Source organism: Nocardia sp. SSK8 (assembly GCF_037034205.1).
Classification (GTDB): domain Bacteria; phylum Actinomycetota; class Actinomycetes; order Mycobacteriales; family Mycobacteriaceae; genus Nocardia.
The window spans coordinates 15,048-35,222 of sequence record NZ_JBAGKD010000022.1; the positions used below are offsets into that span (position 1 = coordinate 15,048).

The window sequence follows — 20,175 nt, forward strand, 5'->3', positions numbered from 1 at the left end:
CCCGCCCCGAGATTTGGGGGCATCGATGGGCCGGTGGCGGACGGGGTGAGCCACTAGTTTCATCAGCATGCGTGCATCGATGAGCAAGGTTCGATTCCGGCGCGGCCTCGGCGGGGCGGCGGTGGCCCTCGCGATGGTCGGTGGCGCGATGGTGGGCGGGGCCGGGACGGCGGCGGCCGACAGCGGGGTGCGCGCGGTGGCCGACGACGGGTGCACGTTCTCGTCGGTGGGCGGTTCGTGCAGCGATCCCGGACCGGTCGGGCACGCGCTGATCGCCCTGCGCGAGTTCGCCAAGAGCCTCGGGTACGGTACCGGGAGTTCTTCGGGTACCGCCTACTTCATCTGAGGCTTCCGGATCTGGGCGGGCCTGATGTGTTGTCGTGAGAGGGAGCAGGCCCGCCCACTCGGGGGTCAGGTCGCCGGTTCGAGCCCGGCGGGCTGTTCGGCGTAGCGGCGCAGCGCGGCGACGGCGGTCAGCTGACGTTCCAGGGTGCCGATGCGCTCGGCCCGGTGCGAGGCCTCGGCGGTGGCGGCTTCCTGTGCGGCGGTGAGGGATTCGTCGATCGAGCGCAGGCTGCGTTCGGCGATGCCCGCGTAGTGGTCGCGCAGGGTGCGGTGGATGCGGTGCATGCGGTCCTTGGAATCCTTGCCCGCCTGGAACGCGACATCGTCGAGGAAGCGGCGCACGGCGTTCTTGGCCTCGCCGCGTCGGCGGGTCATCCGCGCCTGCTTGTCGTCGCGGTAGGCCTTGCCGCCGACCAGCACACCCGCGCCGAGGGAGATCGGGTTGAGCATGGCCAGGCCCGCGAATGTCGTCGCGAGGCCGACCATCAGCACGCCGCCGTAGGAACCGCGCATGCCGACCAGGACCTTGGAGACCAGGCCGATATCGGGTTCGAGCTCGCCCAGTGTGCCGGTGCCGGTGACAGTTCCGGAATGGTCGAGACCGGCCGGGAGTTCCACGGCGCCGAGTTCGTGGAAATGTTCGGCGACGCGGTCGGCGAGGGTTTCCGCGCGGGTGTGCGCGTAGAGCAGGTTCTCGCCCAGGGCGGTATCGACTGTCTCGGTGAGCCATTCGGCGATGGCGTTCCAGTGCCTGCCCGGGTCGTGGTCGTCGATCCACTCCTCGCCGGTGCGGCTGATGGTGCGCAGGCGTTCGCGCAGGTCGTGATCGACATCGCCGACGAGATCGGTGATGCCGTCGGCGAGGGTCTGCTGCCAGGCGGCGGTGCGTCGATGCAGTTGCTGGGCAGCGGCTTTGGCGGTGTGCAGTTCGGCCACCGCGGTGGCGGCCTGGCGCGGGTCACGCAGGGCGACCAGTTCGCTGCCGATCGCCAGGGCCAGATGCTCTGCGGCCGAGGACATCTCCTTCATCACGCCCGCACGGGCGGTGGCTTCGTCGCGGGCTACCACCTGGTCGCGCAGGAACTGGAAGAGTTCGCCGAAGCCGGATTCGGCGCCGAGCTGGGCGTCCTGCAGGCGCAGGGCGTGGGCGCGCAGCAGGGCCGAGACCGGGAACACGGGGACGGCGAGGTCGGCAGTGGCCAGGTGGGCGCGGTCGGCGGCGAGGACCTGGCGCCAGTGCGGGTAGAGGTCGGTCTTGGTCATCAATACGGCTGTGGCCGGGCACAATTCACGGGCCTGGCGCAGGAAGGTGAGTTCCGGGGCGGTGAGTTCGGTGGAGGCGTCGGAGAGGAAGAGCACGGCGTCGGCGGCGGGGAGCGTTTCCAGGACGCCGAGGGTGGTGCCGGTGCCGCCGATGGCCGGGGTGTCGACGAGGACGATGCCGTCGGCGAGCAGGGGGTTGGGCAGGCCGATCTCGATACGGAGGATCTGCCTGCCCGCGGCCAGGGAAGTGCTCGGGTCGAGCGCGGCGAGCTCGGCGAGGGGGAACTCGACGCGGTCCACCGAACCCGTTGCCGCGAGGACCAATTCGGCGCGGGGCTGTTCGGCGTAGGCCAGCTGGATCGGGATGGTGGTGGTGCGGTCGTCACCGACCGGGCAGACATCCAGATTCAGCAGGGCATTGACGAAACGGCTCTTGCCCTGGTCGCGCTGGCCCGCGACGACGATCCGCCTGCGCGGGTCGCGCACCCTGGCCGCGGCTGTCTCCAGCCGGGCGACCAGGTCGTCGCGACCCGCGGCGCGGGCGGCCGCCACGGTGTCGTCGAGCACCGCGAGCACCGTGTCCATCCCATCCCCTCCGCTCAGTGGAACGCGTCGGCGGTGTCGAAGTGCTGATCGCCCGCCAGGGTGGACTCACCGAGCAGACCGGTGTCGCCGGTGAGCGGGGAGTCGTGCAGGGCCGGACCGAACGCGCTGTCGGGGTCGACGGTCGACCAGGTACCGAGGCCGGAGGCTACGCCGATGGTGGTGTCGGTGGTCGCGCCGAAGGCTCCGGAGAGGTCGGGGTCGGACCAGATGGTGGAGTCCGTGGCGCCCGCCGCGCCGGTGGTCAGCGAACTGGTCCCACTCAGGGCGCCGTCTGCGCCGGTGCTGGTTGAACCGGCGGAGGTGAAGCCTGTGTCGAGGGCGCCTTCCGCGCCAGCGGTCAGCGAGCCGCCTGCCGCGGCGGTGGTGCCGATGGTTCCGCCCAGGGCGCCCTCCGCGCCGGAAGCCAGCGAACCACTCGCGGCGGCTGTAGTGCCGATCGCTCCGCTCAAGGCTCCATCCACCCCTGTACCGAGGGAGCCTCCGGATGTGAGGCCGGTGCCCAGGGCGCCCTCCGCGCCGGAACCCAGCGAACCACTCGCGGCGGCTGTAGTACCGATCGCTCCGCTCAAGGCTCCATCCACGCTGGCACCGAGAGAACCGGCGGAAGTCAGGCCGGTGCCGAGCGCGCCCTCCGCGCCGGAGGTCAGCGAGCCGCCCGCGGCGGTGGTGCCGTCGATGGCTCCGCCGAATGCGCTGTCCAGGCCGGTGGCGAAAGAGCCGCCAGCAGAAAGGCCGGAAGTCAGGGTGGTGTCGATGCCGGAGTTCGCGGCACTGGTGAAGGAGGACTGGAGGGCGGAGCTGACGGTGGAGGCGCCGACGAGGGAGGTGTCGAAGGCCGAGGTGGCGATGCCGGTGAGGGCGGCGCTGGAGTCGACGACACCGGCGAGTCCGGTAGACGCCGAACCCACACCGGAAAGTGCTGTGCCCAAGGAGGTTTCGAGTCCGGTCGCGGATTCGAGGGTGGTGCCGAGGGCCGCTTCGGCGCTGGTCGTGAGGCCCGCACCACTGGTGATTCCCGCAGCGATCTGAGCACCGAGATCAGCTCCAGCGGAACCATTCCCGACCAGGTTCGCACCCGCACCAGCAAGACTCTCGAGCCCGAGCTGCGTAGTCGCGGTAGCCGCACCGGTCAGCGAAGAAGCCGCGCCCACACCGGCATTCGCCGCAGCCCCGACCCCCACACCGACCTGCCCCGCGACCCCACCCGCCCCGGACAGCGACGTCTCGAGCCCGGCACCCACCGCAGAATCGAGCGAAGCACCCAGCCCACCCCCAGCTTCCACAATCCCGGAAGCCGCCGCATCAGCCCCCGCCACCGCCCCAGCGGCCGCACCGAGCCCCCAGCCCAACCCGGCACCAACCACCGCAGCCGCATCACCCACACCGGAAACACCGGCACCGAGCCCAGCTGCGGCATCAGCCGCACCGCTCAACGAGGTCTCCAGGCCCGCGACGCCGGACAGCGCTCCACCGAGTCCCGCTGCCCCACCGAGCGCCCCGGAGACATCCGCCCCCAGATCCGCCGCCCCACCGAGCGCCCCGGAGACATCCGCACCCAGATCCGCCGCACCGCCGAGCGTCCCGGAGATACCCGCGCCCAGATCGGTTGCGCCAGCCAGCGAACCGCCGAGTTCAGCACCGAAATCCGTCGCGCCGGAGAGGTTCGAGTTCAGCATGCCACCCAGGTCTGCGGCAGTCGATGCGCCGAGATCCACTGCGGCGCCGACAGTTCCACCCGCGGTGGCGCCGAGGGCGGAGTCGATGCCGAGGCCCATCTCCGCGGCCGCAGAGGTACCGAGGTCGGCAGCGGCGCCGAGGCCGACACCCAAATCGGCAGCAGCAGAGGTACTGAGGTCAGCAGCCCGACCGAGGTCTGCTCCCAGATCTGCGGCGGTGGAAACACCGAGGTCGGCAATCGCGCCCAGCCCGAGGTCCGCGTCGGCCGCCAGGTCAGTGCTCGTGCCGAGGTTCGCGCCGACTTCGGCACCGATGCCAGCGGCCGCGCCGACTGTCGTATCGAGGCCTGCGCTGAGGTCGGCGGCGGTGGAGGCGCCGAGGTCGGCGACCGTACCGACGGTCGAGTCGATGCCTGCGCCCAGGTTCAGGTCGGCGGCGAGGTCTGCAGTCAGATCGGTGGCTGCGCCAGCAGTCCCGTCGACGCTCGCGCCGAGGCCGAGGCCGAGGCCGAGGCCGAGGCCCAGGTCGGCGGCGGCTGACGCGCCGAGGTCGGTGATCGCACCCACAGTCGCGCCGACGCCTGCGCCCAAGCCCGCGCTCAGATCGGTGCCCAGGCCGAGGCCGACAGTCAGGTCGGCGGCAGCGCCAGCAGCCGCGCCGACGCCCGCGCCCAGGCCGAGGCCAAGGTCGGCAGCGGCGGACGCGCCGAGGTCGGTGATCGCACCCACAGTCGCGCCGACGCCTGCGCCCAAGCCCGCGCTCAGGTCGGCGCCGAGATCGGTGGCCAGACCGAGGTCGGTGGTCAGGTCGGTGGTGGCGCCAGCAGCCGCGCCGAGGCCCGCGCCCAGGCCGAGGCCAAGGTCGGCAGCGGCGGACGCGCCGAGATCGGCGATCGCACCCACAGTCGCGCCGACGCCTGCACCCAAGCCCGCGCTCAGATCGGCGCCGAGATCGGTGGCCAGACCGAGGCCGGTGGTCAGGTCGGCGGCGGCGCCAGCAGCCGCGCCGAGGCCCGCGCCCAGGCCGAGGCCAAGGTCGGCAGCGGCGGACGCGCCGAGGTCGGCGATGGCACCTACGGTTGTGCCCAGGCCCAGTCCCAGATCAGCGGCAAGGTCGGCACCGAGGTCGAGGCCCGCACCGAGATCAGCGCCCAGGTCGGCACCGAGATCGAGGCCCGCACCGAGATCAGCGGCCAGATCGGCGGCGAGGTCGAGGCCCGCGCCGAGATCAGCGCCCAGATCGGCGGCGAGATCGAGGCCCGCACCGAGATCAGCGGCCAGATCGGCACCTAGGCCGAGGCCCGCGCCGAGATCGGCGGCCAGGTCCGCGCCGAGATCGAGGCCTGCGCCAATGCCCGCGCCGAGGCCCAGGTCGGTGGCCAGGTCGGCGGCGGCGGTTGTTTCGGTGGTGAGGCCGAGGTCGATGTCTGCTTCGGTGCCGAGGGCGGTGGTGGTGGCCGCGGTGATGGTGGCGGCTGTGGTGGAGGCGGCGGCGATGATGGGTTGGAGGGGGGCGGTGTCGAGGTTGTGGGATTGGCAGATGGTGGGGGCCAGGGTGGCGATTTCGGCGGGGGTGACAGGCAAGTCGGCGTCGCAGAGGACCTGGACGGGGGCCTTGCAATAGTTTGCTGCGGCCTCGGGGTCGCGCAAGAGGTTCAGGATGAACTCGAGGATCGCGGTGGGGGTCATTCGGGGTCAGCTCCTCCAGATCGGGGCTAATGCGCCGGATCCGTACTCGTCTGTCGGGGATGCTTGTCACGCGTGGCCATGCGAGTGTTCGAAAAGCTTGTCCCGATCCGCGACGGTTTCGTTACGGGGAGGGCGATAACTGGCTGAGTGCTCCCTCGGCGCTGCGCACCGCGGTCAGGCACGCGGCGGCGGTGACCTGGTCGATCAGTGGGTGCCGGGAGCGGGTGCGCCAGCGGCGCGCGGCGTCGGTCGCGTGGGCCCGCAGCGTGGCCGGATCGGTGTCGGCGGGCAGGCCGAGGCGCACGTGCACCGCGACGCCCGCGCCACCGATCAGACGGAACAATTCGGCCAGATCGGCTGCGGGCAGCGGTAATTCGTCGGTGCGCAGGCGGCCGAGCAATCGCAGTTCGGCGAAACCGTGCACATCGGCGAGCAGGGTGCGCACACGCGGGAGCAGCTGGTCGGCGCGGGTGCCGGGGTGGGCGGTGAGCACGCGGTCGAGGGTGGTGAGGGCGGAGTGGGCCTTGAGCTGCTCGGCGCGCTGACCGAACTGCACGTCGAGGACGGTGCGCAGTTCGTCGATGCCGCTGCGGGCGGCGAGTTCGGCGGCCAGGGTGGCGGCGTCGCGGATGCCGGTGCGGACGAGTTCGGTGGCCATGCGCACGCCGAACATGCCGAAGCGGTCGAGCAGCTGGGCGCGCATCGGCGCGGGGACCGGCAGGTCGAGGTCGGGGCGGGCGAAGCGGTCGGCGGAGAGCAGGGCGAGTTCGATGGTGTCGGCGGGGAGCGCGGCCAGGGCGGCGAAGGCGAGATATTCGGGCTGGGTGAGGGTGGCGGCGGCGAAGGCGAGCAGGCCCGCCACGGGGATGACCGCCTGGCACAACCCGGTGCGCTCTAGCTCGGTGGCGAAGCGGGCCGCCACCTGCCGGGCGGAGTGCAGCGCGTCGATGCGGCCCGCACTGATCTCGTCGGCGCGCGAGACCACCCCGACCACGCCGAGCGGACCCGTCGGCCCACCGGAACCGACCTGCTCGAGAAAGTGCAGGTCAGCGGCGTCGAGGCGGCGCAGCAGGTAGACGACGGCATCGGCGCCGGGCACCGAGACCGCGTCGGCGTCGAGGTCGGCGGGGGTGAGTAGGCGCAGGGTGCGTTCGGAGACCTCGCGGGAGAGGGAGGAGGTGCCGGGGGTGTCGATGATGGTGGTGCGCGCGAGGGCGGGGGTGGGCCAGCGCACTTCCAGGTGGTCGACGGCGTGCGGGCCCGTGGGGGTCCAGCGCAGGTCGTCGAGTGCGAAGGTGAGGCCGTGGGCGCCCGCGCCGCGGCGCAGGGTGACATTGGCGGCGGCGCCGTCGGCGGCGAAGGCGGTGACGGTCGGGGTGGCGCCGGTGCGGTACCAGGTGACCACGCGGGTGCATTCGGTCGCGTCGGTGGGGGCGATGCTCTGGCCGACCAGGGCGTTGAGCAGCGTCGATTTGCCCGCCTTGATCGACCCCGCAAGGGCTACCCGCAACGGCTGACGCAACCGCGCGTCGCACTCGTCGAGCAGGGCCCGCGCACCCGGGTCCCCACCCAACTCCCGCGCGGCACTCGTCACCAGCTGCTGAGCCTCGGCGAGCGGGCCTGCCGAATACGCGTGCGCGGGGTAATTCACGCGGACACCCTACCGACGGACCGCCCCGGCCACGCCGACCGAACCATCCTGGACGGATGATCATCACGCTCTGGTGGCGGCGGCTTCTCGGCCGACACTCACCCGAGAGCGTGGTGATCAATCGTCCAGTTGTCGGCCGTGCGTAACAGCTTTCGGGCAGCAACCGACTATCGGGATAGTTCGCTCGATGGTGTCCGCCGCTTTCGCATCCGCAAGAGGTTTTTATGACTGAACGTCTTCCGCTTGGTATCGCCGTCGGCGCGTCCCGTTCGGTGGCCGTCGCGACGGCGGCCGACGGTGGTGTGCCGGTGGCGGTGATCCAGCGCCCTTCGGCGGTGGAGGTGGCGCCGGGACAGGTCGTGGACGGGTTCCTCGCGCGCGTCGGCGACCCGGTGCCGATGCTGGCCGACGACGGGTCCGGTCATGCCGCCGCCGACCTCGTCGCCGCCGCGACAACCCGGTTGATCACCGATATCGCGACCGAGACCGGTGCGAACCTCACGGTGATCGCCTGCCACCCGGGCTGGTGGGCAGACGACCAGGTGCGCGCCGTGCAGGACGCGCTCGACGCGTCGGGCGCCGGTGACACGGTGCTGATCCCGGAGCCGCTGGCGGTGGTACGCCGCTACGAGATCGAGCGCGGATTGCTCGACGACGGCGCCCTTGTGGTCTACGACCTCGGCGCGAGCGGGCTCACCGTCTCGGTGGTACGCACCGGCGAACAGTCGGGACTGCTGGGCACTCCTGTGCACAGCGACACCGTGTCCGGCGCCGAATTCGATTTGCTGACAATGCGCTATGTGCTCGCGCACGCGCTCGGTGACGCCGAGTTCGATCCCTTCGATCCGGCGGTGGAGGCCGAGCTGGCCTTGCTGCGCGAGCGGTCGCGGATCGCCAAGGAGGAACTCTCGCTCGACACCGCGACGGTGGTGCCGGTGGGCGCGCTGGGCACGGGCGGGCCGGTGCGGATCGTGCGCAGCGAGTTCGAGGAGGTAGTGCGGGCGGATCTGCGGGATTCGCTCGAGCTGGTCCGGCAGGCGGTGCGGCAGGCGGGGATCGAGTTCGGTGACGTGCGGGCGGTGCTGCTGACCGGTGGCGGTGGGGCGATTCCGCTTGTCGCCGAATTGGTTTCGGCGGAGTTCGGGTTGCCGGTGGTGGCGTGCTCCGATCCGGCGACGGCGAGCGCGGCGGGGGCGGCGGAGCTGGCGGCTGATCTGCTGGCGGTGGAGTCTTCGTTCGGGGCGGTGTCTTCGGGGGCGTTGGCGTATTCGGCGTATACCGAGCAGGCGACGCATTCCGGTGAGCTTCCGATGGCGGGAGTGGTTGCCGAGGAGGCGGTTTCGGGCACGAGCCCGGAGGCCGATGTCTCGACCGAGTCGGCCGTCGCCTCTCTGAGCGGATCTTCCTCTGGCGGGACGGGTTCCGGTCCTGCGAGGCCGTCGATCGATGCGCATGTCGGCGGGGCGACCGGCAAGACGCTGTTCACCGATGCGGATCTGCCCGATGCCGACGACTCGGCGCCGCGCAAGTCCGGCAAGCGGTTGGCCGTGGTGGCCGCCGCGTTCGTCGCCTTCGGTGCGCTGGCGGCCGGAACACTGGCTGTGGCACCGCAATTCATGTCGAGTACGCCGTCGTCCACCCCTGCCGATGCCGCGGCCACGAGTACCGGCGCACCGGTCACCAACGCGGTGACGCCCATCGCGGCGATCGATGCCGAGGGCAGGACGGTGCTCGGGACGCCGACGCTGGACGCGGACGGTAAGCCGGTTCCTGGTGCGCCGCTACTCGATGCCAGCGGGCAGCCGATTCCGGGGACCGTCACCCCGGCCGCGACACCGGAGACAACGCAGAATGCGGTGGCGCCCAACACCACCGAGGCGTCCGGTGGCACGCAGGCAGGTGCGCCGCAGGGGGGCGCACCGCAGGGCGGAACCCAGGGCAACCCGCCGCAGGGCGGCTCCCAGGGCAGCGAGCCGCAGCCCGCGTCGCCGCAGGCGCCCGCGCCCGAACAGGCTCCCGCGCCGGAGAATTCGCCCACACCGGCTCCTCCGGTCCAGTCTCCACCGCCGACCACCTCGCCTACGCCCGCTCCGCAACAACCCCAGCAGCCGCAGCAGCCCCAGTACCCCAACCTCGGCCAGGTCCCCGGCAAGATCATCGACGGTGCCGGTGATGTCGTCGAGGGGACGGTCGGCGGGGTCACGAAGCTGCCCGGTGAGCTGCTGGGAGGCGGCAATTGAGTCCGATAGCGCTCGACAGCCTGCCGAACGCCCGCGAGATCCTGCGCAGTATCGATGCCGCACCGCAGAAGCCGGTGGTGCTGTTGCTGTCGGGGCGGTCCGGCACCGGTAAGTCGGTGCTGCTGGACGCGGCGCGGCAGCGGTTGCGGGGGCGCGGGCTCGGGGTGATCGGCAGTGTGCCGGTGCCGCCGACGGGTGGTGCGGTGGTGGTTCTCGACGATCTGCATACGCTGACGCCCGCGCAGCTCGACGCGTTGAGCGCCGAGATCGCTGCGGGCACACGTTCTTTCCTCTGCGCGATGCAGCCACGTCCGCAGGTGCCCGCGCTACGGGCGCTGTGCGAGACGGTGGCCCGGCACGGCCGCACCGTGGAGCTGCGGACGCTTGGCAGCGGCGATATCGCCGCGCTGGCACGCGAACTCGGGGTCACCGTGCCGCGGCCGATCATCCAGCACATCCACGCCGAGACCGCCGGGGTGCCCGGCGGGGTGGTCGCGGCGCTGCTCGCGGCAGGGGCGGCGCGGCTGGATCAGGGCATCGCCGCCGTCGACGACGCGCTGGCGGTGTGGACCAGATCGCAGCTGTCCGGGGCCGATCCGGCCCTGCTCGACACGCTCGTGGTCGCCGCGACCGGCACCGGGCTCGACGCGGGCGAACTGGCCGAAGTGCTCGAGATCGAGCCGCAGCTCGCGCGGGATCTGCTGGTGCGCGCCAGGACCAGCGCGCTGGTGACCGATGCCGATCTGCTGCTGAGCGCGGCCGTCCCGCAGTTGCGGGTGCTGCTCGGCGATCGGCGCTATATGGCGGTGCAGCACCGGTTGCTCGATACCCGGCTCGCCGCCGGGTTGCTGCGCGACCACACCGGGCTGTTGCTCGCCGAATCCGGTGTGCGCGACGAACGTCTGGCCGAATTCCTTTGCCGCGCAGCCGAACACAACCGCCTCGAAGCCGCCCGCTACTACGCCGCCGCGGCCGCCGCGGGCGCCGACCCGCACCTTATCGCCCTGCCCTGGGCCGAAGCGGCCGCCACCGCGGGCGACGACGACACCGCTCTGCGCCTGGCCGAACCGATCCTCGACCGCCCCGACGCCTCCCCCACCGACCTCGCCGCCGCCGTCCGCCTCTGCGCGACCGTCCTCACCCGCCGCGGCACGGTCCACCGCGCGGCCGCCCTCTACCGCTGGCTCGGCCCCCACCGCGTCGGCGCCGACTGGGCGACCGCCACCACCGTCCTCGCCCTCGCGGGCGACACCACCGCCGCCACCGACGCGGCCACCGACGCCGATCGCTGGCCCCCCACCGAATCCACCGCCAGCCAACGCCTGACCGCCCGCACCCTCCTCACCTCCCTCGGCACCCACCTCCCCGGCGTCACACCCACGAGCTCCCCCGTCGCAGGTGGACGTGCCACCGCCGAGCCCACTCCGACCCGCCACACCGAACATGCCGCGCCGAATTCGCCGGATCACAGCCCGCACAACACCGCCGGGCTGCTGACGCCCCACCCACCCGGGATCCCCGCGGCCGTGCCGGGCGAACGGCTCGGCGGGGCCTCCTCCGTCGGACCGGAAACAATCCGCCCCGGCACAGTCGGAGGGCTCGCGCCACGCACCCCGGCCACTGACGACCGCTCGCCGTCGGGTCAGCCCGCCACCGATCCCATCCCAGCCGAGCACCCCACCGCCAAGCCCCGGCACGCAGACCATGCAGCGGCAATCTCGCCCGGCCACAGCTCGACCGGGGCCCCCTCCGTCAACCCCGAAGCGGCCAGGGGTCGTGAGTCGCACGGCCCGGTCGCCGAAGGCCGCTCGCCTTCAGCCCAGCTCGCCATCGAGCTCACCCAGGCCCTGCACACCGATCGAGGCCGCGGCCCGTGCACCGCGATCACCGTCGCCACCCTGCTGCACCTGAGCGCCGGGGACTCCACCCGCGCCGCCGCCGCGATCTGTGCCGCGACCGGCTGGCACGCGGGCGACGAGCCGACCGTAGCGAGGCCCGGCACCACCGACGAGCACCCGCACGCTCCCGGCCGATCCGCTCCTGACTGGGCGAATACCCGCGATGCCGGTACCGCGCCACTCGCCGGCAGCGGCAACCGGCGCATCGAGGGGTCCTCCGACAACCAGCAGCACCGCGCTACCAGTGGCGCAGGCAGCCACGATGTCGCCCACGACTCGACCGGCAACCCGCACGTCCCCGGTTCCACCGACAACTCCCGCGATCGTGCGCTCCCGATCCTCCCTCCACTCACCGCGCTCACCGACCACCACCACGCGATCCTCGCCGCCTGGGTCGCCCTCGCTACCGGCGACGAGCAGCGGGCGGCGGAGATCCTCGCCTCGCTCGGGCATGTCGCCCTGTCGCCTCGCGACCGGCTGCTCGCGCACGCCCTGGCCGTCGGCCTGGCGCGGCGCGGTGGGGACGCGGGGGCATTGCGGCGGGCGTGGATGGTCGCGCTGCCTGCCTTCGACAAGGTGGATATCGATCTGCTGAGTCTGGGGGCGGTCGGGGAGCTCTGGCTGGCGGGGATCGTGGTGCGGGACGAGGGGCGGGTGCAGGGGATGGTCGAGGGGGCGGCGGAGTTGGTGCGGGGGCTGGGTTCGGGGTCGGTGTGGGCGGTGGGCTTCCATTGGTATGGGGTGCTGGCGGCGCTCGCGGGGGACGCGCCGCAGCGGTTGTTGCCGCACGCGCACGCGTTGAAGGATGCCGCCGCCGCGGGGGACGCGCACGCCGCGGTACTGGCCGACGCGGGGCGTACGTGGCTGCTGGTGCGACGTGGCGAAGCCGACATCGAGGCCGTGCGCGGCGTGGTGCTCGCGCTGGCCGAGTGGGGGCACGCCTATGACGGCGCGCACCTCGCCGAGGACACCGCCCGCCTTGTCGAGGACCCTGCCGTGGGGGCGGCACTGCGGGAACTGGCCGACTCGGTGCGCGTGCCCGCCCACCTCGATCAGCCCGTGACCAGCACCGACGCGTCGCAGGCCGAGCCGCGTCCGCTGGTGCGACCGCAGGCGCTCAGCGAGCGTGAGCGCGAGGTGGCCGAGCTGGTGCTGCTCGGGCTGACCTACCGGGAGATCGGCGCGCGGCTGTACATTTCCGCGAAGACGGTGGAGCATCACGTCGCGCGAATCCGACGTCGGATAGGCGCGCGATCCCGATCGGAATTATTGTCGATGCTCCGCGCGATGGGACACGGTTCACTGCTGGTGTGATCCGGCCCGGGGTAGGGAGGTATACCGGATGGCCACTGGGGTCGGCCTGCGCATCGCCGACGACGAGTGCGTCGCCGCGGTGGTCACCGAGGACGGTCCGCCGGTGCACCTCGTCCGCGAGGCGGTACTGCACATGTCCGATGACGGTGACGCGGCCCTCGGCGGCCCGGCGCCCTCCGGGCACTCGCACTCGATCAGCGGTTTCGTGCGCGCGATCGGCGACCCGGCCGGTGTCGACGTGGACGGCGGCGAGGCCTACCGGGCCGAGGACCTGCTGGCCACGGCCATGTTCTGCCTGATCGACCAGACCACCGAGCACCTCAGCGGCCCGGCCGAGTTCTACGCGACCCATCCGGCGCACTGGTCCACCGAGGTCGTGCGCGGGGTACGCGAGGCGCTGGACTATCTGGGCCTGAAGTCGGTGGCGCTGCTGGGTGAGGACGAGCTGCCCCCGCCCTCGGGTGGCATGTCGGCCGGGCACTCCTATGTCACCTCGGCGGCCGAGGCCGCGCTGGTCGCGGTGCTGGCCACCCCGGCGGGCGCCACCCCGCCGGACCCGATCGTCACCGAGAACTCGCTGGTCGTCACCGATGTGATGCCCGCGCTGCAGCGGCCAGCGGCGAGCGCGCAGGCGTATTCGGCGGCCCTGCCGGTGGCCACCCTGCCCACCAAGGCGATGGCCGTGCCCGCCGCGCTGCCCGCCGAGGTGCCCGTCACCCCGTCGCCCGCGCGCAATCGCACGCCGCTGCTGATCGCGGCCGCCGCGCTGGTCGGGTTGCTGCTCGGCGGCATCGTCGTCTCGCTGATGCTGCGGAGTGGCGAACCGGTGCCCCCGCCGCCGATCTCCGACGCGCACCAGGAATCGCTCACCGTCGCACCCACCCCTGCGCCGCTGCCGCCGCCGGTCGTCGAGACCACCGCGCCGCAGGCGCCCGCCACCACCGAGCCCGAGGCCGAACCAGAACCGGCCACCACCACCGAGGAACCGCCGGAGCCGACGACGACCACCGAGGAACCGGCGCCGTCGACCACCACGGAACCGACCACCCCCAGCCGCAGCACCACCCGCCCGCTGCTGCCCTTCGAGGAGTACCCGCCGGGCACTCTGCCCTCGCCGCTGCGGATTCCGGGCTACGACTACGACCGCTAGTCGGACGTTGCCGCGCCGGTGTCGCGACCGTGCCCTAGAGTGATGCCGCGACCGACATCACTGCCGCGGGCAGTGTCGGAGGTCACTCGTGCCGACGAAGGGATTTCATGCGCAAGTTGGTGGCGCGTCGCGCCGCGGTCAAGGCAGCCTCCGCCGGTTTCGCCGCGACTGTTCTCCTGGCACCACTGTTCGGCTCCGGTCTCGCTTCGGCGAATCCCGATGCCCCCCTTCAGCTTTCCGCGGACGCGTTACCCGCGGGCATGGTGACAGCGCTGGCGCGTGACCTGGGCATGACCCCCGTCGAGTACCTCGACCGCGCCGCCCGCGCGCAGCAGCTGCGCCAATACGCCGCCGACTTCCGCGCCGACAACCCCGACACCTTCGCCGGTGCCTGGCTGACCCCCGAGGGCAAGGCCGTCGTCGCCGTCACCGACGCCGAGACCGGCAAGCTCGCCGCGGCCGACGGCTACCAGACCCAGCTCGCGCCGATCTCGGCCAACGGGCTGGAGGGCGCGCTGGTGCAGCTGAGCCAGTGGATCGCGAGCCTGCCGCGCGAGATCTCCGAGCCGATCAGCTCGGTCGCGATCGACACCCTCAACAGCCAGCTGGTGCTCAATGTCGCCAACACCCCCACCGGCCACCTGCTCAACCTGCCGACGCTGATCGCCACCATCAAGGTGGTGCTCTCCCCCGGCGGCGGCGGTCCGGTGGAATACCGGCCGATGGGCGGCGACACCTACATCACCGCCACCAAGGACCTGCACGACACCACCCTGCGCGGCGTGGACGTGTGCTCGTTCGGCTTCAACGCCACCGACGACGCGGGCAGCGCCCTCAACATCTCGGCGGGCCACTGCAATCCGAACATCGACAACGGCGGCAGCGCCCCGGTCTACGTGCCCAATGTGCGCGATATCCCCAACAGCCCCGAGGTCGGCAGCTTCGCCCACTCGGTGCTGGGCGGGCCCGCCGCGCTGGACTACTCGGTCATCCGGCTCAACGAGCGCGCGGTGAACGCGGGCATGGACCAGCCGCGGGTGCGCGGCGCGGAGGGCACCACCCTCACCATCACCGGCACCGCGGAACCGGTGACCGGCGCGCCCGTCTGCAAGACCGGTCAGTCGTCCACCTTCACCTGCGGTTTCGTCTCGGCCGATCACGTGGAGACCCAGCTGTTCACGGCCGAGGGCGTCAGCAAGACGATCCGCGGCTTCGCCAACAGCGCCTGCACCCTGGGCGGTGACAGTGGCGGCGCGATCGTCTCCGGCACCCTGGCCCTTGGCATCACCAGCGGTTCCAACGCCGCCGACGCGCCCAACTGCGCCGAGGCGAACACCCAGCTCGCCCCCTACGGCGGCACCGCCTCGCTCGGCATCCCGATCCGGCCGATCCTGGCCGACGCGGCGGGCGCGATCGGCGGAATCACGGTGCGCACCAAGCCGAACGCGGGCTGAGACCGCCCCGAATCGCCGACCGGACCGGGTGAGCGAAATCTCTTACCCGGTCCGAGTAGGCATAACCCGCTCGAGCCCATATAGTTCGATCATGCTCCTGCCACGTATGGGTCGCACCTCGTCCGCGCGCAGCTCGGGAAGAGCTCGCAAATCCGTGATCGCCGCCTCCGCGGCGATTCTGCTGTTCGGCCCCACGATGGCAGTCGCCGACGCGCAGCCCGCCCCCGCGGGCGACCTGCCCGCCCAGCTGATCGAGGCGGTCACCCGCGACCTGAAGATCTCCCCCGAGGAGTACCTGCGCCGGGCCGACACCGCCCAGCAGGTGGCCGCGTTCGCCACCACGGCGCAGCGCCAGTTCCCGCAGGTCTTCGCCGGTTCCTGGCTGAGCGACCAGGGCAATGCCGTGATCGCGCTCTCACACGGCCCCGGCGCCGAGGAGGCCAGGGCCGCGGCCGAGTCGGCCGGGTTCGAGGTGCGCAATGTCGCCAAGAGCGAGTCCATGCTGCGCGGGGAGAAGACCGCGTTCGAGAACTGGCTGGCCGCCGCGCCGCCGGAGGTCGCCAACCTGGTGCGCGGTGTCGTGATCGACACCGTCAACAACGCCATCGCGGTGCGCGTGGACCAGGCCGGGCTGCCGCTGCCCAGCTTCATCGACCCGGCCCGCGTGGTCGTCACCGCGCCGCCGGTGGCGGGCGAGCGCGTCGAGCTGACGGCCACCCCCGTCGCCGGTGACGGCAACGGCGCGCTGGCCGGTGGCGACGGCTACGCCTCGATCATCGGCCGCAGCTCGCTGCGCTGCTCGCTGGGCTTCAACGGCACCGACCGCTCGGGCAATGTCGTCAACATCTCGGCCGGTCACTGCAACCCGGACATCGGCACCGCGGGCAGCGATTCGGCCGCCGCGGTCTACGAGATCAACGGCGACCACGCCGGTGCCCAGCTGGGCACCTTCCAGAAGTCGGTGCTGGGCGCGCAGGACTACTCGATCATCGCGGTCAACGACAACGCCCGCCCGCGCTTCGAGAACAACCTGGTGCGCGTGCCGGGCAACGCCCCGATCGCGATCGAGGGTGTCGCGGTGCCGGTCGTCGGCGCGCCGGTCTGCAAGTCGGGTGCGCGCACCGGCTTCAGCTGCGGCATCATCAACGGCGTCGACCAGACCGTGCAGGTCGGCGACCGCCAGATGACCCAGAGCTTCTCGGCCAACATCTGCGCCCTGCCCGGCGATTCGGGTGGCGCCATTGTCACCGGTCGCCTGGCGCTGGGTATCTCGAGCGCGTCGTCGGTCGCCGACTACCCGATCTGCGAGATCCCCAACATCATCGGCGCGATCACCGGTGACGTGCCGCAGCTGTTCGCGCAGCCGCTGAGCGTCGTCCTCTCGGACAACCCGGGTCTGGCCGTCCGCACCAACTGATCGCGGTCTCCGCGGGCAACAGAGCAGCTCGGAAGGGCCGGTAGCAGCGCGCTACCGGCCCTTCCGGCGTCTGCGGCAAGCTGGTGGCATGTGTTTGGTTCTGCTCGCCTGGCGGGCGCACCCGGAGTACCGGCTGATCGTCGCGGCCAACCGGGACGAGTTCTACACCCGCGCCACCGAATCGCTGACCGAGTGGCCCGACGGGCTGCTGGCGGGCCGGGATCTCGGCGCCGACGCGCCGGGCACCTGGCTGGGTTTCCGTCCCGCCGACGCCCGCTTCGCCACCGTCACCAATGTTCGCGATCCGCGCGACCACGTCCCCGGCGCCCGCTCCCGCGGCGCGCTGCTGATGGACTTCCTGCGTTCGGCGGACTCGCCCAGCGCTTATCAGAGCGTGATCGACCCGGGCCGCTACCTCGGCTACAACCTGCTCACCGGGGACGCGGACGCGCTGTGGTGGCAGTCCAATCGCAGCGGCGCCGGGCCCACCGAGCTCGTGCCCGGACTGCACGGGCTGTCGAACGGGCCGCATCTGGTCTCGGCGCCCGGCGAGGTTGTGCACAGCCGTCCCCAGGAGTTCGAGGTGGCCGGGGTGGGCGCGCCGCCGGTCTGGCCGAAGGTGGCCGACGGACTGGCCGAGCTGCGCGACATCATCGCCACCGCACCGGATTCCGTCGACGACTACTTCGCCCTGCTCGCCGACCGCACCGAGGCCGCGGCCGAGCTGCTGCCGCGCACCGGGATCGCGCCGGAGTTCGAGCGGGCGGTGTCGGCGCGGTTCGTCGCCCACGATCTGCACGGCACCAGGGCGAGCACGGTGCTGCTCGTGCGGGCCGATGGGAGTTATGTCATGGCCGAGCGGTCGTTCGGTCCGCACGGGGTCGTTCAGGGGGCGGAAACGGTGTCCGGAAGGGTCGGGTAGGGGGTCGGGAACGCCGAAGGCCCCGCTCCGTGGGGAGCGGGGCCTTCGTGGGAAAGCTGTTCGGGCCGAAGCCGATCAGTTCGCCGGGGTGGCCTCGGGAGCCGGGTCGGCGATCGCCTTGGGCTTCTCGGCCCAGGCGGTGGTGCCGTCCGGCGCCTGGATGACATTGAGCAGCTCGAGACCGGCGACCATCATGGTCGGACCACCGATGGCGATCATGCCGATGACGCCGCCGATGGCCGCGCCACCCACGATGCCACCCAGGCACAGCGGGATCGAGAAGAAGCCGACGCCCGCGATGCCGCCCGCGATGCAACCCACGACCGCGCCGATGGCCGAACCGACGAAGGTGCCGATGGCGGTGCCGATGCTGAACTTCGAGGAGAAGTCGTTGATGGCCTTCTGGTTCTCCTGAACCGAGGCGATCGACTCCGCCTTGATGACCGGGTTGACGCCCACCTGGCTGGCGGTGACGTCGACACCCTCCGGCTTCTCCGGGGTCAGCTCGAGCACGGTCGAGTCCTTGACGACCTCGGCCTTGGTCGGGATGTCGGTGCCGTTGATGGTGAAGGCGATCGGCAGCGAGACCACGACAGCCCCCCGACTGTCCTTGATCTCGGCGATCTGGGTCTTGGGCGCCTCCGGCGTCTCGCCGTCCTGCTCGACGAGGGCGACGGTGCCGTTCTTGACGGTGGCGACGACGGTCTTGTCGACCAGCTTCACCGAGTACTTGATGTCCTGCGGGGCTTCTTCGGCATGCGAAACGCCGGTAGCCACGGTCATCGCCCCGATAACCAGTGCGGCGGCCGCAGTGGTCCTACGGAAGTTCATTCAGGTTCCAATCCATCAGGTGTGGTGCGGCGTGCGATCCGCGACACGCGAGACTCGTCAAGTAGCGACATCCGTGAGATGTCCCTTACTTCTCCCCGAGCAGTGTGAAGACCGGCACAGCAGACAGAACAGCCGCAGCTTAATGGAACGAAACCCGTGAGACCAGAAGGATTCTCGAACGAGTTAGTAAGCCTGACCTTAGCTCCACCGCAGATCACACGCGGTTTACGGTGTTCACCAGCGGACGTGGAAATCCTGGAGCAAACTTTTGTGTGAGATTGCTCACAGGCAAATTCCAGGTCAAGCCCCAGTAAACAAGGTCAGAGCACGAATGCCGATCCTACGGTGGACACCGGTAGTTACTGGCCGGTAACTTAGCGCCGGTTACGATACGAGCCAACTGGGTGAGTCCTCCTCACTCATGACCTCGTGTTGCCTCTAAAGAAAGGTCGCGACATGAATGCCCTGACAATCACGTTGGGCACGATTGGAGCACTGCTCAGCCTGTTGTGTTGGGCGTCGTTCCTCAGCGGCGCGTGGAAGATCGGAAAGGCCGTGACGATCGGCCAGTCCGCGCCGGACCGTTGGCGACCGTTCTTCCCGCGGTTCAAGACCATGCTCGTGGAGTTCATCGCGCACACGCGGATGAACAAGTTCCGCACCGTGGGCTGGGCGCACTGGCTGGTCATGATCGGCTTCCTGGCCGGTGCGCAGTTCTGGTTCATGGCCTACGGGCAGACCTTCGACCCCACCTGGTCGTGGCCGTTCATCGGCGAGACCTGGTGGTTCCATCTCGGTGACGAGATCCTCGGCGTCGGCACCGTCGTCGGCATCGCGACGCTGATGATCCTGCGTCAGCTGAACCACCCGCGCCTGCCCGCGCGGCTGTCCCGCTTCAGCGGCTCGAAGTTCGGCCCGGCGTATTTCGTCGAGTGGGTCGTGCTCACCGAGGGCATCGGCATGGTGCTGGTGAAGGCCGGTGTGCTGTCGCTGACCGGCCACTCCACCTGGACCGACCCGATCACCGGGCAGATCGCCAAGATCATCCCGGCCAACGTCACGCTGATCTCGATCTTCGCGTTCGTCAAGCTGATGTCGGGCATGGTCTGGCTGTTCGTCGTCGGCCGCAACATCACCTGGGGCGTGGCCTGGCACCGGTTCTCGGCCTTCCCGAACATCTACTTCAAGCGTGAGGCCGACGGCGGCGTCGCCCTCGGCGCGGCCAAGCCGATGATGTCCAACGGCAAGGTCCTGGACATGGAGAACGTCGACCCCGATGTCGACAACCTCGGTGTCGGCCGGATGGAGGACTTCTCCTGGAAGGGCTGGCTGGACTTCACCACCTGCACCGAGTGCGGTCGCTGCCAGTCGCAGTGCCCCGCCTGGAACACCGGCAAGCCGCTCTCGCCCAAGCTGCTGATCATGTCGCTGCGCGACCACGGTTACGCCGCCGCCCCCTACCTGCTGGCCGGTGGCCGTAAGGACCCCGGCGGCGACGAGATCGGCCTGGTCGACGCCGACGGCAAGCCCGACGAGGCGAAGCTGGCCAAGATCTCCGAGGCGGCGCGGGCCGAGGCGGAGCGTCCGTTGATCGGTGGCGAGGACGTCAACGGTGTCATCGATCCCGAGGTCCTGTGGTCGTGCACGAGCTGTGGCGCGTGTGTCGAGCAGTGCCCGGTCGATATCGAGCATGTCGACCACATCATCGATATGCGCCGC

At 71.2% G+C, this 20,175-nt stretch carries 12 protein-coding genes; 8 read left to right on the forward strand and 4 right to left on the reverse strand.

Features of this window, described 5'->3' with window-relative positions; genetic code table 11:
- The first annotated feature begins 79 nt into the window (after positions 1–79).
- Positions 80–346 (forward strand): hypothetical protein, encoded by a 267-nt coding sequence (locus WA675_RS26585; protein WP_336088048.1) that lies wholly within the window; start codon positions 80–82, stop codon positions 344–346.
- Between the two features lie 65 nt (positions 347–411).
- Here WA675_RS26585 and WA675_RS26590 read toward each other — a convergent pair whose 3' ends face one another.
- The 3 genes from WA675_RS26590 to WA675_RS26600 all read right to left on the reverse strand — a co-directional run bounded on the left by WA675_RS26590 (position 412) and on the right by WA675_RS26600 (position 7,230).
- Positions 412–2,193, reverse strand: coding sequence for a dynamin family protein (locus tag WA675_RS26590; RefSeq protein WP_336088049.1), 1,782 nt, complete (start codon positions 2,191–2,193; stop codon positions 412–414).
- Between the two features lie 14 nt (positions 2,194–2,207).
- Positions 2,208–5,579, reverse strand: coding sequence for an IniB N-terminal domain-containing protein (locus tag WA675_RS26595; RefSeq protein WP_336088051.1), 3,372 nt, complete (start codon positions 5,577–5,579; stop codon positions 2,208–2,210).
- Between the two features lie 121 nt (positions 5,580–5,700).
- Entirely contained in the window at positions 5,701–7,230 is a 1,530-nt protein-coding gene (locus tag WA675_RS26600) for a dynamin family protein (protein ID WP_442945730.1), read from the reverse strand.
- Between the two features lie 224 nt (positions 7,231–7,454).
- Here WA675_RS26600 and WA675_RS26605 point away from each other — a divergent pair, with 224 nt between their 5' ends.
- From WA675_RS26605 to WA675_RS26630, 6 genes are all read left to right on the forward strand, one after another.
- A complete protein-coding gene (locus WA675_RS26605; RefSeq protein ID WP_336088054.1) occupies positions 7,455–9,470 on the forward strand; it encodes an Hsp70 family protein in 2,016 nt (671 codons plus the stop codon).
- A complete protein-coding gene (locus WA675_RS26610; protein WP_336088056.1) occupies positions 9,467–12,682 on the forward strand; it encodes a LuxR C-terminal-related transcriptional regulator in 3,216 nt (1,071 codons plus the stop codon). The genes WA675_RS26605 and WA675_RS26610 overlap by 4 nt, the downstream gene beginning before the upstream one ends.
- Before the next feature lie 28 nt (positions 12,683–12,710).
- Complete coding sequence (locus WA675_RS26615; protein ID WP_336088057.1) at positions 12,711–13,832, forward strand: hypothetical protein; 1,122 nt, start codon at positions 12,711–12,713, stop codon at positions 13,830–13,832.
- A 107-nt stretch (positions 13,833–13,939) separates the two neighbouring features.
- Positions 13,940–15,286 carry a S1 family peptidase gene (locus WA675_RS26620; RefSeq protein WP_336088059.1) on the forward strand — a complete coding sequence of 449 codons (1,347 nt, stop codon included), beginning with the start codon at positions 13,940–13,942 and terminating at the stop codon, positions 15,284–15,286.
- 91 nt (positions 15,287–15,377) lie between these two features.
- Positions 15,378–16,703: a S1 family peptidase gene (locus WA675_RS26625; RefSeq protein ID WP_336088061.1), complete on the forward strand. Its 1,326-nt coding sequence runs from the start codon at positions 15,378–15,380 to the stop codon at positions 16,701–16,703.
- An 88-nt stretch (positions 16,704–16,791) separates the two neighbouring features.
- A complete protein-coding gene (locus tag WA675_RS26630) occupies positions 16,792–17,625 on the forward strand; it encodes an NRDE family protein (protein ID WP_336088063.1) in 834 nt (277 codons plus the stop codon).
- Between the two features lie 75 nt (positions 17,626–17,700).
- On the opposite strand, the gene WA675_RS26635 is transcribed toward WA675_RS26630, so the two are convergent.
- Complete coding sequence (locus WA675_RS26635; RefSeq protein ID WP_336088066.1) at positions 17,701–18,408, reverse strand: hypothetical protein; 708 nt, start codon at positions 18,406–18,408, stop codon at positions 17,701–17,703.
- A 504-nt stretch (positions 18,409–18,912) separates the two neighbouring features.
- Between WA675_RS26635 and WA675_RS26640 the strand changes: the two genes are divergently transcribed.
- On the forward strand, positions 18,913–20,175 hold a 1,263-nt coding region (locus WA675_RS26640; RefSeq protein WP_336088068.1), incomplete at its 3' end, for a (Fe-S)-binding protein.

Bases quoted from the DNA above. Each gene is read 5' to 3' on its own strand.
- WA675_RS26585 (WP_336088048.1), top strand. From the start codon at position 80: ATGAGCAAGGTTCGATTCCGGCGCGGCCTCGGCGGGGCGGCGGTGGCC.
- WA675_RS26590 (WP_336088049.1), bottom strand. From the start codon at position 2,193: ATGGACACGGTGCTCGCGGTGCTCGACGACACCGTGGCGGCCGCCCGC.
- WA675_RS26595 (WP_336088051.1), bottom strand. From the start codon at position 5,579: ATGACCCCCACCGCGATCCTCGAGTTCATCCTGAACCTCTTGCGCGAC.
- WA675_RS26605 (WP_336088054.1), top strand. From the start codon at position 7,455: ATGACTGAACGTCTTCCGCTTGGTATCGCCGTCGGCGCGTCCCGTTCG.
- WA675_RS26615 (WP_336088057.1), top strand. From the start codon at position 12,711: ATGGCCACTGGGGTCGGCCTGCGCATCGCCGACGACGAGTGCGTCGCC.
- WA675_RS26620 (WP_336088059.1), top strand. From the start codon at position 13,940: ATGCGCAAGTTGGTGGCGCGTCGCGCCGCGGTCAAGGCAGCCTCCGCC.
- WA675_RS26625 (WP_336088061.1), top strand. From the start codon at position 15,378: ATGCTCCTGCCACGTATGGGTCGCACCTCGTCCGCGCGCAGCTCGGGA.
- WA675_RS26630 (WP_336088063.1), top strand. From the start codon at position 16,792: ATGTGTTTGGTTCTGCTCGCCTGGCGGGCGCACCCGGAGTACCGGCTG.
- WA675_RS26635 (WP_336088066.1), bottom strand. From the start codon at position 18,408: ATGACCGTGGCTACCGGCGTTTCGCATGCCGAAGAAGCCCCGCAGGAC.